At 67.9% G+C, this 13,630-nt stretch carries 13 protein-coding genes and 1 pseudogene; 10 read left to right on the forward strand and 4 right to left on the reverse strand.

Translation table 11 applies throughout. From position 1 onward, the window contains the following. A partial coding sequence (locus ACFV4P_RS34690) for a hypothetical protein (RefSeq protein ID WP_380477482.1) occupies positions 1-288 on the forward strand: 288 nt, incomplete at its 5' end. A gap of 302 nt (positions 289-590) precedes the next feature. Here ACFV4P_RS34690 and ACFV4P_RS34695 read toward each other — a convergent pair. Further along, positions 591-995 (reverse strand): hypothetical protein, encoded by a 405-nt coding sequence (locus ACFV4P_RS34695; RefSeq protein ID WP_380477483.1) that lies wholly within the window; start codon positions 993-995, stop codon positions 591-593. Between the two features lie 385 nt (positions 996-1,380). Between ACFV4P_RS34695 and tcmP the strand changes: the two genes are divergently transcribed. The 7 genes and pseudogenes from tcmP to ACFV4P_RS34730 all read left to right on the forward strand — a co-directional run bounded on the left by tcmP (position 1,381) and on the right by ACFV4P_RS34730 (position 7,261). Beyond that, positions 1,381-1,899 (forward strand): three-Cys-motif partner protein TcmP, encoded by a 519-nt coding sequence (gene tcmP, locus ACFV4P_RS34700; protein WP_380477484.1) that lies wholly within the window; start codon positions 1,381-1,383, stop codon positions 1,897-1,899. A 251-nt stretch (positions 1,900-2,150) separates the two neighbouring features. Continuing rightward, entirely contained in the window at positions 2,151-2,402 is a 252-nt protein-coding gene (locus ACFV4P_RS34705; RefSeq protein WP_380477485.1) for a hypothetical protein, read from the forward strand. After that, positions 2,402-2,794 carry a type II toxin-antitoxin system VapC family toxin gene (locus ACFV4P_RS34710; protein WP_380477486.1) on the forward strand — a complete coding sequence of 131 codons (393 nt, stop codon included), beginning with the start codon at positions 2,402-2,404 and terminating at the stop codon, positions 2,792-2,794. Before ACFV4P_RS34705 ends, ACFV4P_RS34710 begins: the two co-directional genes overlap by 1 nt. Before the next feature lie 902 nt (positions 2,795-3,696). Next, positions 3,697-4,887, forward strand: coding sequence for a tyrosine-type recombinase/integrase (locus tag ACFV4P_RS34715; protein ID WP_380477487.1), 1,191 nt, complete (start codon positions 3,697-3,699; stop codon positions 4,885-4,887). Between the two features lie 1,263 nt (positions 4,888-6,150). Further along, positions 6,151-6,351, forward strand: a pseudogene (locus tag ACFV4P_RS34720) (hypothetical protein); the annotation flags it as partial. Between the two features lie 170 nt (positions 6,352-6,521). Then, the gene (locus tag ACFV4P_RS34725; RefSeq protein ID WP_380477504.1) at positions 6,522-6,944 is read left to right on the forward strand and encodes a hypothetical protein; all 423 of its coding nucleotides are present in this window, start codon (positions 6,522-6,524) and stop codon (positions 6,942-6,944) included. Further along, entirely contained in the window at positions 6,839-7,261 is a 423-nt protein-coding gene (locus ACFV4P_RS34730; protein WP_380477502.1) for a tyrosine-type recombinase/integrase, read from the forward strand. The genes ACFV4P_RS34725 and ACFV4P_RS34730 overlap by 106 nt, the downstream gene beginning before the upstream one ends. An 8-nt stretch (positions 7,262-7,269) precedes the next feature. Here the strand turns inward: ACFV4P_RS34730 and ACFV4P_RS34735 are convergent, their stop codons facing one another. Then, positions 7,270-8,007, reverse strand: coding sequence for a hypothetical protein (locus ACFV4P_RS34735; protein WP_380477488.1), 738 nt, complete (start codon positions 8,005-8,007; stop codon positions 7,270-7,272). Positions 8,008-9,252: 1,245 nt separating this feature from the next. On the opposite strand from ACFV4P_RS34735, the gene ACFV4P_RS34740 reads away from it, so the two are divergent. Continuing rightward, entirely contained in the window at positions 9,253-10,380 is a 1,128-nt protein-coding gene (locus ACFV4P_RS34740; RefSeq protein WP_380477489.1) for a hypothetical protein, read from the forward strand. Between the two features lie 178 nt (positions 10,381-10,558). Here ACFV4P_RS34740 and ACFV4P_RS34745 read toward each other — a convergent pair whose 3' ends face one another. Continuing rightward, positions 10,559-10,909 (reverse strand): hypothetical protein, encoded by a 351-nt coding sequence (locus tag ACFV4P_RS34745; RefSeq protein WP_380477490.1) that lies wholly within the window; start codon positions 10,907-10,909, stop codon positions 10,559-10,561. Between the two features lie 75 nt (positions 10,910-10,984). Continuing rightward, complete coding sequence (locus tag ACFV4P_RS34750; protein ID WP_380477491.1) at positions 10,985-11,245, reverse strand: hypothetical protein; 261 nt, start codon at positions 11,243-11,245, stop codon at positions 10,985-10,987. Positions 11,246-11,438: 193 nt separating this feature from the next. On the opposite strand from ACFV4P_RS34750, the gene ACFV4P_RS34755 reads away from it, so the two are divergent. Next, positions 11,439-13,630 (forward strand): hypothetical protein (locus tag ACFV4P_RS34755; protein WP_380477492.1); only part of this gene is annotated, 2,192 nt, incomplete at its 3' end.

The following is a 13,630-nucleotide window of genomic DNA, read 5'->3' on the forward strand; positions in this document are numbered from 1 at the left end:
CAGCCCCAGGCCCCGCTCAACAAGTTCAGCGCAGTCGGCGGCCCCTTCGCCGGCATGAACCTCTGGCAGTTCCTCCTCACCTTCCTCCCCCTCGGCCTCGCCCTGGCCTTCGTCCTCGGCGCGGTAGGCGCGGCCATCGGCGCGGGCGCGGCCATCGCCAACATCAAGGTCGCCAAGAAAGACCTGACCGCCCCGCTCAAGGCCCTCGCCATGATCGGAGTCGACCTCGGCGCAGCCGCCCTTTGGCTGGTGATCGTGATCGTCCTCAACATCGCCGTTGGGTCATAGCTGACGCCACGTCTCTCGCCGAGTACTCAGGAAGCTTCGGTAACCACCCTGAGAAGCCCGGGATGTGACCCGTCTCCGAGACACAGCAGCAACAACCTCATGCCCGAACGCCTGCGGGTCTTCACTGGTCAAGGGAGACCCCAGGTCAGAGACAGGCAGACTCCAACGGAACAGCCCCTGTTGCGAGGGAGGACGGACCCTCGCGACCTCAGGACCTGCTGCGGCGCGAAGTACTACGAGAGCAGCACCGACTTCCTCGGGAAGGGGACCTCCTCCTCCGATGTGATCGGCCGCGGCCAAGGTCACCGCCGCCGCAACATCGAGGCCGTCCCCCACGAGACCCCCACCATCGTCATCGGACTCACCGACGACGGCGCCACACCGCGGGAAGCCATCAACGACCTCGCGCGCCACGCCCTGCGCATCTCCAACGGTCTCCTGCCCGACCCCGAGGCCCTACGCGAGCACTCGACGACCTGGAAGAGACCCTCGCCGACATCGAGCTGCGCCCTGCCCCGCTCGACCGCACGCGCCCGGCCCACGACTTCCTCGAAGACCTCCTCACCGGCATCTGCGCCTGCTGGCTCTTCCACATCGAGTACGACGATCTCGACCACGAAGGCTGGAACAACAAACAGGCCGAAGAACACCAGCGGCGCAGCCGCAAACGCTTCGCCCAGTTCGTCTGAGATGCCGCCGCCCAGCATCGCGACCGGCTCATCTGACCCGGTCCGGACGCACCCACGCCTCCCGACCGGACGAGATTGGTAACTCCCCGTAGCCGCCTCCGAATTCGCGGACCCGCTCGAACCGCCTCCCACTCATGCCCGACCCGCAAACGCGGCCGAGCACCCTTCAGAAGACGGCGCGACCGCGACCACCGTACGCTCAACAACGCCTAAATCCAGTTCCTGACCTGCGACGATCCCCTGGCATGGCGACAAGGGCCGCCCAGAGTGAGGCTGAGGAACGGACTTCGCGCAAGCCTTCGAGGCGATCACAATGCGACCCCACGTTCAAGATCGCGGACGCGTCTACCGGCGATGCGGCTGCCGCGAGGGGCTGACCCGCACGGACAGCATGCGCCGGCCGATGTTCGTCCTCCTCGACGGCTTCGGCGGTCCGGAGGTGCCGTTCGACCTCCTGCAGCGGATCGCCGGCAGCCACCACAGCAGCGAGGTGATGGTCACCTTCCAGCCCTCCTTCCTCGTCCGCTTCGCCGAGAAGAACGAGCACCACCGCGCCAGGGGCGACGCCTTCTTCGGCGGCTCCGACTGGCACGACGTCTTCCGCCGACCACCCAGCACCAAGGGTGCCTACCTCCACGACCAGTACCGCGCGACGCTCCAACGTGCCGGATTCCAGTACACCTTGGCCTTCGAGATGATCGACGAAGCCGGCCACCTGCTCTACCTCATCTTCGGCACCCGACACGAGCGAGGCGTCGAGAAGATGAAGGAAGCCAGCTGGGCCGTCGACACCACTTCGGGCATCCGCTACCGCGACCCAAGGACCCCAACCAGCAGGCCCTCGACCTTGAGCTCCAACCGGACACCGGCCCGCTGCACCGCATCCTGCTCAACCACCTCGACACGACCCCGGCGGGTCTGAGTGTCGACCAGCTCAAGAGGTACGCCCTGCTGGAGACCGTCTACCGGCCCACCCAGGTCATCCCGCTGCTCAAGCGCATGCGCGACGACCAGGAGATCGACGTCTCACCAGGGCGGATCATCGGTGCCAGCACCATCACAGCGGTCCGCCAGGACGTCCTCTTCTGATTCGCACGGGCCCAGCACCCGTTCGCCTGGAGGATGCGGGCGATCCCCGACCCATCGCCTACCACCGCAGGTAGTATCGAGGCCATGAGCGGTAGCAAGAAGTACTCGATCAGCCTGCCCGAGAACCTCGCCGAGACCGTCCGCGCCCATGTCGGCCCCGGCGGGTTCTCCGCCTACGTCGCCGAGGCTCTCGAACAGCGTGTCGCCATGGACAAGCTCCGTGAGATCGTCGCCGACTTCGAGACCGACAACGACGAGCTCACCCGCGCCGAGATCGAGACGGCCCGGGCCCTGCTGCGCCACGACCACCACCAGGCCGGCGGGGCCGCCGCCTGATGCCCGGCACCCTCCTCCTCGACAGCGAGGGCCTCTCCAAGCTCTACCTCAAGGACCGAACCGTCACGGCCCTGGTCCAGGCCGCCGCCGAAGAAGGCGTGCGCGTCGCCACCACCGCCATGACCACACTCGAAGCCGACTACGAACGCATCCACCGCGCCCGGATCAAATGGGTCCTCTCCCGCATCGACGTCCACGACGTCACCGCCGGTGTCGCCGATCAGGCCGCCGCCCTCCTCCGCACCCACCACCTGCACGGCCACAAGTACGCCATCGACGCCGTCCTCGCAGCCGTCGCCCGCACCGCCCCCGCCCCGGTCACCGTCCTCACCTCCGACCCCGAAGACCTGGTCCTCCTCTGCGGACCCACCATCGAGGTCATCAAGGTCTGACCGGCCTTTCCGGCACAGCGTTCAGTCCTCAGTCCCGGCGAACCGTCACTCGACGTCCGAGACGGTCCGAAGTGCTTCGATCTTGTCGAGCGGCAGTGTCAGGATGTCCCGGCGGCGGCTCCGGAACGGTCGGTCCAGGTAGCGGGCAGTGCAGCCTCGACAGCATCCTCCGGTTCGAGTTGGCGCGGCGCGACGTGGATGGACGGCGGCCTGCTCGCCTTCAGCAGTTCCTGGACGTCGGCGAGGAGTAGGTGCCCGCCGCGCGACTGGCGATGCGCGGCGTGGCCGATCGCCCGCAGCTCCCATGCAGGGACCCTGAGCAGGTCCGTGTGGCTGAACCCCGAGAGCCATGCCCACTTGTGGCCGTAGGCGGTCTTGAAGGAGACCTCGAAGCGGGCAGAACGCCGCTGTCGCCCCGAAGATCCACCACCGGTCCGGCCTCGTCAGCAGCCCGCCCAGGACAGGACTCGCCGCCGCGGCCACCGAACCGGCGGCAGCCCAGACCAACACTTGTGCCGCTCCTGCCAGTAGGCAGCCAGCAGCAGCGCCAGGCAGGTCGGCACGGGCGCAGCCCCACTCCCTACAGGCCCCGCACCACGATCAGCGCGAACTTCTCCGGCGCACCCGGGAAGCCGACCGGGCCGACACGGTCGACCTGACCTGAGGCCGCCGGCCAAACGCAGCCGGCCAGGATACCGCCCTACTCCATGCCAATCAGGTCGACCGCGGTGCCCATCGGGCGTAGCGGCGCCTTCCGGGCCCAGGCACGTACGGCCTTGCCCGGGGAGCGGGGTGTCCTCGTCTGCCTCCCGCAGAGCGCACCGTGGGGTATGGATACCTCTACACACCCGACCCGACCACGCGCCGCCGCAGCCGCGTGGGCAGTCCCGGCCGTCGGACCGGTGGCGGCAGCTTTTCCGCCGGCCGGTCTCGTCGACGGCATCGGCGCGCCACCTCACTGTGGTGACGCGGCCCCGGCGCAGACGCAGGCGTGGGCGGCGTTCCTGAGCACCGCCGTCCACAACGGGCTCGACCCGACTCTCGTCACGCAGTGGCTGACCGTGCTGGCAGACGCCACCGGCAGCCCCGTCCTCTCCCACCTCGGCTCGATGCCACTCGCCGACTACATCGAACGCCGCCTGACGGTGATCCTCTCCGGGCTGGAGAGCACCACCCACTCCCCCTACCTCGCCGGCCTGCGCCTGCGGATCCTCCCGGACCTCGGACACCTGCCCATCGACCTGATCACCACCGGCATGATCCAGGACGCCGTGTACGCCTGGATCGCCGACGGCTGCGGCCGCTCCACCGTCAAGAGCACCCTCGCGATGCTCCACCGCATCCTGCGCCAGGCCGTCGCCGACGGACTGATCGCGAACGAGCCGGCCCGCGTCACCGGCTGGCAGCACGAACTCCGCCAGGCCGAGGACGAACTCCTCGAACCCCGCACCCTCGCCCTGCGCGACTGGGACGCCCTCACCGAGCTCGCCGACGCCCTCGTCGACTGCTCCTACAACCACTACCGCGGTTGGGGCGATGTCGTCGTCCACAGCGCCTGCACCGCCACCCGCATCGGCGAGGTCTCCGGCGTCCGCGTCGAGGACATCGACACCGAACAGTGGATCCTGACCTGCCGCCACCAGACCACGCCCGCCCCCGGCGGCCTCGTCGACAAAGCCCCCAAAGGCGGCCACACCCGCCACATCCCCATCATCGAACCGCTGCGCCCGCAGATCCTCCGCCGCCTCCACACCACCCGGGGCGATCCCGGCACCCGCCTCTACACCGGCCCCCGCGGCGGCCGCATCACCACCGCCGTCCTGCGCGACGCCACCCACTGGGACAACGTCGTCCACGCCCTCGGCCACACACACCTGCGCCGCCACGACCTCCGCCACACCGGCCTGACCTGGATGGCCGACGCCGGAGTCCCTCCCCACATCCTCCAGGAAATCGCCGGCCACCGGGACTTCGGCACCACGGTGCGCTACCTCCACCCCGACCTCCGCACGATCGCCGAAGCCGGAGACACCCTCACCCGCCACCTCGCCGAACAACTCCGCCGAACCGGACGAATCCCCCGAAGGTGGTGACACACCAACCAAGGCCACCGCGCACGACGGTAACGATTCAGGCATGACGCCACCGGCTGAACGTTCGTCAGATGAAACCAACTCCCGCAGCGCGAAGCCCATTTCATTCAAGAAGGGACCCCGAAACGGGACATCACGAAACAGCCTCGATCACTCAGAGTGGTCGAAAACCCGGGCAAATCGGGCGAGGTTGTGAAATCCATGCACCCCGAGGCTGCCGGATGACCCATCAACAGTCTTGCAGGGAAGGGGAGTTGGGGTACGGGCGTGCCGCGCGCCGGTTAAGTGCGCCAGCCGTCGGCCGACCCTGGAATAGCATCACAGATCGCCGCGAAAACCGTAGATTCAATGCCAATCGCCCGACGCGACCTACGGATCGGCGGTAACCCCACTTGACTCGACGTCCGAAATGCCACGATTTGCCATGTCCGAAAACCGCCAGAGGCGGCCTTCCCGTTTCCGGAAAAACCGCCTCTGACCTGCGACGTTACCGTCGGGACGACAGGATTTGAACCTGCGACCCCTTGACTCCCAGTCAAGTACGCCTACTACCTTGCTGATTGGCCGCCTGCTCGACGGGTCCCGAGCAGGCGGCCAACTCGTCTCCTGCAAATAGGAGTTGATCCCAAAGGAGTGCTCGCGCGGCTCGCGCGACCTGACGTAGGCCCAGGTGTTACCTCGGCCAGAGATGTCCAACTCCGTCCACATGCGTCCACCAGCGGCCATAACAGCTGGTCCCAAAGTGGTCCCAAGGCCCAGCAACGGCCGTGGACACGCCGAGTAACAGGGCCCCAGCCACCACCTGCGGCATCCCGCTGATGCCGCTTGGGACAGCGGCCTGCAGATTCGCCTGCTGCGGGGCATCCGGGATGCGGAACAGAACCGCCTACCCACTGGCTACGCGCCGTGATCTTCCGTTCGGCGTGTCGTCCTGCGCGTGTCGCCGCCGGCCAACCAGGGCTCGCTTCGCGCCCTGCTTCGCACGCTCTACCGACACGCCGAACGAGGTGGCGAACCTTGGTGTCAGATAGCACCAAGAGCAAGGAGGGGTTCATGGGACAGCGTCCACAGCGGGGCAGGGTGTACCGGCGGTGCGGCTGCTCGGACAGCAACGGAAAGCAACTCGGGCCGTGGTGCCCTCAGTTGGCCGGCGATGTGAAGCACGGGAAGTGGACGTACTGCGTCGACCTCGCCCCCGACGAGGGACAGCGCCGCACCCGCCGACGGGGCGGGTTCGCCACCCGGGCCGAGGCCGCACGGGAGATGGCCGCAGTACTGGACGGCGAGCTGCGCGGAGTGTACGAGAATCGCCGCACCACGGTCGCGAGCTTCCTCCGGGAGTGGCTGGTCCTGCAGAAGATGCGCCTGGCGCCGAACACGTACGCGGGCTACCAGGCATGCGTGGAGCGCGACCTGATCCCGACCTTCGGCCACCACCGGCTCCTGGACCTGCGGCCCCAGCACATCGACGAATGGACCACCACCCAACTCGACGCCGGCCGAGGCAAAGTCACCGTCCACCGGACCGTCTCCACCCTGCGCAACGCGCTCAACGCCGCCATACGCTCCTGGCGCCTGCGCTACAACCCCGCCAAGCGCTCCGTACCGCCCAAGCCCCGCGCCGCCGAACGCACTTGCTGGACCCGGACGAGGCCGCGGCGTTCCTGCGGCATGGTGCCGAGCAGTACGCGGATCAGCTGGCCGACCTGTTCGAGGTCCTGCTCGGCACCGGCATGCGCCGCGGCGAAGCCCTCGCCCTCCACTGGACCGACGTCCACCTCATGGACCGCAAGCTCTACGTCCGCTGGACCCTCGCCGCCATCGACAACGGCGAACTCGCCTTCGGACAACCCAAGACCGAGGCCAGCCGCGCCTGGATCAGCCTCTCCCCCAGAGCCACCCCGACGGCCTGTTCGAAGGACTCGTCTTCTCAAAACCGTGCGGCTCTCCCCTGCGGCCCCAGCGGGTCCTCGACCAACTCCGCAAGCGCACAACCGAACTCGGACTCCCGAAGATCGGCCTGCACGACCTGCGCCACACCGCTGCCAGCATCATGATCGCCGAGAACATCCCCCTCGCCATCGTCTCCAAGACCCTCCGCCACTCCACCCTCGCCACCACCATCAACCTCTACGGCCACCTCTTCAAAGACTCCGCCGACCAAGCCGTCCACGCCCTCGCCCGAGCACTCGACCGAGCCGAACTCAGCCGGCCGCGCTTCCACAGGGGGAAGGCGAAGGTGCCATGCCCATGGCCGCGTAGCCATGCGCCCCGCACCGGATTGTCAGAGGCGGGTGTCTGCACTGTGCACGGTCCGCTGAAGGCAGGTTGGCGTCAACGAGGTACAGCGAGCTGGTTTTCGGTGGTCCCCTGACCGGGCCGTCACACGTTCGCTTGGCCGCGCCGCACGGTCCGGTAGGCACGCGAGAGTGCTGTCAGATGTTCGCGACATGCTCGGTGGAGGTCGGCCGGCGCCCGCTGGGCCGTGTCGAGCAGCCATACTCCGTCGCGGAACCGCTCGAAGCCGATGCCCGCCCAGAGAGCAGCGATCTTCCTCTTCGCGCGCCTGCGGTCCGCTTCCGTGGTCTCCTCCCGGCCCTCCGGGTACTCGCCCATCGCGGGGTAGGTCGCAACGGCGCAGCACCCGGGGGACAGCCTGCGGATCGCCTCCGCCGCGATGACCGGGCCCAGACCGAATCCGCGCCACTCCTTGTCGAGGTGGACGCGGTCAAGAATCAGCAGGTCACCAACCGGGCACTCGATCTGCTTCTCGAATGCCCTGGAGTACCCCGAATCACCACTCCTGACTCCGCGCAGCACCGTGCTGGCAATGACCTCCAGGTCGCCTGATTCGGCGTCGGCAGCGCTCCACCGGTCGCCGCCGGTGTAGTCACGCAGCCGGTAGAGGCGAACCCGGCCGACCGCCGGGGCCAGGTCCGGATCCCGGTCGTCTCCGATCTCCTCCTCGTCGTCCGGCGGTGCGAGGACGGAGACCTGCCACTGCTCAAGAGTGTCCTCGTCGTCGTACGGGTCCGCCGGATGCGCGTGGTGGTAGACGAAACGCAAGTAGGCCGGATCGCCCGGAAGTTCAGCGATCGGTCGGCGCGCGATCAGAGTCATCAGGCAAGGCTAACGAGGGCGTATGACACCACGTCGTTCCATGGCCATGCGGCATGATCAGCCACATGGACTCGACGACTGAGACCCACAGCCGGGTCCGCGCCCCTCGGAGCACTTCGCGGAGCGGGGCATGAAGCGCGGCGCCCGCATGCCCGTGGTGAGCGTATGGGTCGTACGCAAGGGCAGAACCCCAGTTCGGGCATCGTTCCGCGCGCTACTCGGGGCGCAGCGGCGGCAGGTGCCGATGCCCGCAGACGCCGAACTTCTGGAGCATTTGAGCGGGTTCGTGGCCGGCCGCACCCGGCGGGCTCCCCATGTCGCCACCGGGCCTCAGGGCCTGCACTTCTGTCGGCCGGAAGTACCCGGGGCGGTCCCGGTGACGGGTTCCGTGGCCGGGTATGCCGAGACGTTCCACGACCTCGTACGGCGAGCCAACCGCATGCTCTCGCAGGCCAACACACCCGCCGGCGAACAAGAAGAGGAGGCCGCAGCGAACGCGAGGGCCATGCGCATCGGCAACGACCGTCGAGCGGCGGCCCTGCGGACCCCCGCACGCGCCCCACTGCCTGATTCGTCCAGTGTGCGGGCGCTCCCCGGCGGTCTCCCCGGTCAGGGGCGGAGGTCTCGTGGGTAGTGCCAACCGGGCCCATCGACGCCAGGAGAACTACGCACTGCGGCAGGCTATCCGCGTCAGTGCCCATCACGCTGATTCCCGGCCGTCAGCCCATTCCCGTACGCAGCCTGGCTGATGACCGCCAAGCCGCGATCCAAATGGCCTCCCACCCACATGGCTGACTCGAAGGACTCGTCTTTCCCCTCACCCCGACGGCCAACACCTGCGCCCGCAATGGCTCCTGAACCAACTCCGCCAACGCACCACCAAACTCGGCCTGCGCTACCTGCGCCACACCGCAGCCAGCATCATGATCGCCGATAACGTCCCCATCGCCGTCATCTCCAAGACCCTCCGACACACCACCCTCGCCATCACCATCAACCTCCACGGCCACCTCCTCAAGGACTCCGCCGACCAAGCCGTCGCTGCACTCAGCAGCGCGCTCGACCAAGCGGACAGACGCTGCAAGGCATCACCGAGACGAGACAGGTCGCCCGCCTGGCTGCCTGACCCTGCGCTGCTGGAAGTGCGTGAAATCCGTGCGGTGTTGTCCGGGGCCGCCGGTATCCTCCCGATGCGGGTCAGCACGTGGAACGCCGCCCCGCAGCATCGGGCACGGAGGGGTCCTCGTGATAGATCTCAGCAGTTACGAACTGGTCTGGCCTGCCGACCTGTTCGTTGCCGAGGCCGGCCGTATCGCGGCACTCGGGCGGCGGGACTGGGTGTCACGGGCCGAATGGCTGCTCACGGAGGCGTTCCAGGGATCGAGTGCCTGCTCGGACTTCGAGAGCCTGCCTTCCACAGTGCCGAAGTCCGACGACCCCTGGGGTGCAGGCGCGGATCCATGGAGCCAGGCTCCGGTACTCACCCAGCAGATGTGGTTGCGTGAACTGATCGGTCGAGCGCAGGAGATCCGCCAGTTCACGGAGCCCCGTCCCTACTGGCCACACCGCAACGGGCAGGTAGCCCCGGCGGCGCCGTCCGATCCGGTTTCTGTGCGGTTGGGCTTCGCGCGGCTGGTCATGGAGTTGCACGGCAACGGCTACCTCGCCGAGCACTTCGGCGAGGCGTGCGTCGATGTCGACGAGCAACTGCCGGACCCGGCCGAGGTTCTGGAGCAACGGCTGGGGGTCGACCAGTTGTGGCCTCTCACGCCGAAGGACTGGGACGAGGACACCTTCTTCGGCCTCGTCGAGGTTTTCCACGATCTTGTGTCCCGGCCGCGGGATCGCACCTTCCACTCCTGGAACGGATGCGGATGGCACCACCGAGAGTTCCATGTCGGCCCGGCCAGGGTCCTCTACCGATGGCGGGTGAACCGCCTGCTCGCGGGTGCCGGCGTCCAGTACCGCCTCGCCGACGAGGGCGAGGACCAGGGCCGACTCGTCGCGGTCACCGATGACGCGCGTGCCGACCTCGTCCACCGTGCCCTCGCTGTCGCCGACCCCGACATCAAGCAGCGCACCACGCACGCCATCGCCCTCTACCGCGGCCGCGGCGCGTCCATCGAGGAGAAGCGCTCCGCGGTGATAGTGCTCGCGGGCATCCTGGAGGAACGACGCGACCTCATCCGCAGCGAACTCGGGAAGCCCGACGACGGGGCGCTGTTCGTGATCGCAAACAAGTTCGAGATCCGCCACCGGGACGCCTCCCAACAGGAGGACTACGATCCGGCGTTCCTCGACTGGATCTTCTGGTGGTACCTCGCCACCGTCGAACTCACGACAACCCTCCTCAGTCGACAGCAGGCGAACTGACAGGTGAACCCAGCACTGACTACGGCACCGCCGAGTTCGCCGTCGCGTCGATCCGTCGCTGGTGGAACGCCGCCGACCGCAGCGCCTATCTCACTGCTGATCGGCTCGAAGGCGAAACCTGGTTGTCCGTCCAATGCCCGCAGCCGCTGGTTTGTGCGGCTGTTGGTGGCATCGGAGATCAGTCCCAGCTCTCGGCAGAGCCCCTGCCGACCGACCACAACGGCTGGCCGGCAGGGGCTCTGCTTTCGGCGATCACCAAGACCTCAACCTTGGCCAGGTGGCCGAGCTGCAGCAGGCGCTTGATGCGGGTCCGATCGGCAAGAAACCCCCAGGTGCGGGTCCCTCCTTCCCGGCCCGCCTTCTTCAGCGCTCCGAGCAGCCACTCGGCTTCGGCACGGTACTGGGCGGTCAGTTCGACGACCAGCGCGCGGTCCTCTTCCGAGGTACCAGGATCCGAGGTCAGCTGCTGGGCTTCCCAAAGAAGCTGTCGGGACAGCGTGCCTGGCTCGGTCCGACGCAGTTGGATCATCACCTCGGCACGGCGGCGGGTCTGCAGGGTGGCGTTCCTTGATGGATAGGTGGAGTGCTCGGGCCGCCGACGGCGTCACCGGTCGCGGTGCCCGGCAGGCTGACCGCCGCGCTGGAGTGCCGGAGCTGTGTCGGCGGGCAGTCGCCACGCGCGGTGGGCACGCAGGAGCGGCCCGCGCTCCTGCGGGTCGGTGTTGTGTAGGACCAGCCACAGGGTGATTAGGTCACGCAGCGCCCGGGTGATGGCGGGGGCGGCGTTCTGCGGACGACGGGCCAGGCGGACGAGCGCTCCCAGGAGGAGCGGTACGGCGGCGAGGGCGAACGGGTGAAGGTCCATCAGGTTATCTCCTGGTGTCGGTGGAGCCAGTCAGGGGAGGGCACGGCAGCCGGAGCCCAGGAGTTGATGGAATCCTTCAGGGGCGTTCAATGCGGTGATGTGAACGAGGTTGTACGGACGGATCGGGAGACAGATGCCGAAGCCTAGGGACGGGGAAGCGCAGCACGAGCTGGTCAGGCGGCTGCAGCAGGCAATGACCAGCCTCGGCTGGGGCAGGACCATGCTTGCCGAGAGGGCCGAGGTCTCCAAGGCCACGATCAGCAACGTGTTCACCTTCAAAACGGTGCCGACCAAAACCACCTTGGATCAGCTCCTGGACGCGCTCCGGATCGCCGGAAACCAGTGGAAGGAGATGCACGCACTTCGGGAGCAGGCGGACTCACGTGTGCAGCGGCTGGCCCATTACCTCGCCGCCGCCGAGGGTGCCGTTCGCGACCATCCCTACGCGGGGGCGCTGCCCGGCATCGTGCCGCCCCTCGCCACCGTGTACGTCCGGCAGCTGGCCCGGCAGGAAGATCCCGCTGTCGAGGACAGCGCATCGGAGGCGCGCATCGGGGTCGTGGCCGGACCGAGGCCGGCCGCTGAACTGCTCTCGCAGGCCGAGACCTGTGTGGTGGTGGCTGGCCCGGGGGGAGGCAAGTCCAGCCTGTTGCGGACTTACCTCGCCAATGTCGTCAAGGGCTGGCAGGCCGGAAACGTCGGCCCCGTTCTGGCGGTGCTCGTCCCCGCGTCCGCCCTCCTGGGCGTGCCCCTCGCAGAGGCCCTGGCCCGGCACGCCAACGCCGACCTCGCCGGACTCATCGAGCGGTTGCCCATCGAGCTGTTCGCCAAGCGTCCGCACCCGCGTGCCCGCTGGCTCGTACTCGTCGATAGCCTCGATGAGATCACCGACGCCCAGGCCCGCCACTCCGTCCTACGCACGATCTCCGCCGTCGCGAACGGCCTCCAGGCCGACCAGTACCGGTTCGTCGTCGCCACCCGCCCCCTGCCCCTTGCGGAACTCAATCTTCTCGGCCGGGACACACCGCACTTCCAGCTCGAACCATTCAACCGGGACGACCTACACCATGTCGCCCGCGCCTGGTTCCAGGCCATGGACCTGCCCGCGCCCGACGCAACTGCCAGTCGCTTCCTCGCGGCGGTCGACAACGCCAACCTGGCAGAACTCGCGCGCGTGCCGCTCATGGCCACCATGCTTTGCCAACTCCAGGCCAACGCCCCTCAGCAGGCGCTCCCCACCACCCGCGGCGCCGTCTACGACAACTTCACCGCCCTGCTTCACAAACGGCAGTACGCCCCGGGTGCACGGGACGTACTGCGTGCCGACCTGGACGGCTACGGCCCGGGCGTCACCGCCCGGGCCGAGGACACCCTGGACCACTTGCCTGAACTGATCGGCCACCTCGCCACCGCACGCTTCACAGGCGACACCCGCCCGACCCTGGACATCCTGCGGGACCATCCCCACACCCGCCGGCCTGCACGCGTCCCCGACGACGAATGGAACGACTTCCTCACAGCCGCGTTGTGCCGCAGCGGCCTTATCACCCGCAGCGCATCCGACTTTGCTTTCCTTCACCAAACCCTGCTCGAACACCAGGCGGCCCTCCATGCCACCCGCGACGCGCAAGCACGAGCCCAGACGCTCGGCGAAGTGTTCTCTAGGCCCGCTGACCACTGGAGCGCCCCACTGCTGAGGCGTGAGAACTCTTCTTACGCCGGATTCATCCTGCACGGCCTCCTCACTCCACAAGATCATATCGCCGACCAAACCGCTAAAACCCTGACTAGACTCGCGTCGCCAAGGGGCTGGACACCAATGGACTGGATGCCAAGGGACTGGATGGTGTGCGAGTTCCTGGCAAGCCAGGTACGCCTGCGAACCGCCCTTCCCTCTGGCGCCATCGACTGTCTCATCCATTTCGCCGACGATTCCGGCCTTGCCAGCCGCTTCCGCGTGGACGCGGCCCAGGCGTTGACCGAGGTGAAAGGGCACCGGGAAACGGGCACGGACCGGCTAGCCTCCCTCGCCGACAACCCCGGCCTCAACGCCAGCACCCGCGTGTATGCCGCCCAGGCATTGACCGGGGTGGAGGGGCATCGGAAGGCGGGTGCCGACCGGTTGATCAACTTCGCCGACAACCCCAAGCTCGACGCCAGCACCCGTGTGAACGCAGCCCGGGCCCTGACCGAAGTAGAGGGGTACCGGAAGGCGGGTGCCGACCGGTTGATCAACTTCGCCGACAACCCCAGACTCCACGCCAGCACCCGTGTGAACGCAGCCCGAGACCTGACCGAAGTAGAGGGGTACCGGAAGGCGGGTGCCGACCGGTTGATCAACTTCGCCGACAACCCCAGACTCCACGCCAGCACCCGTGTGAACGC

Origin of the sequence: Kitasatospora sp. NPDC059795, from assembly GCF_042732175.1 — a bacterium.
GTDB lineage: Bacteria > Actinomycetota > Actinomycetes > Streptomycetales > Streptomycetaceae > Kitasatospora.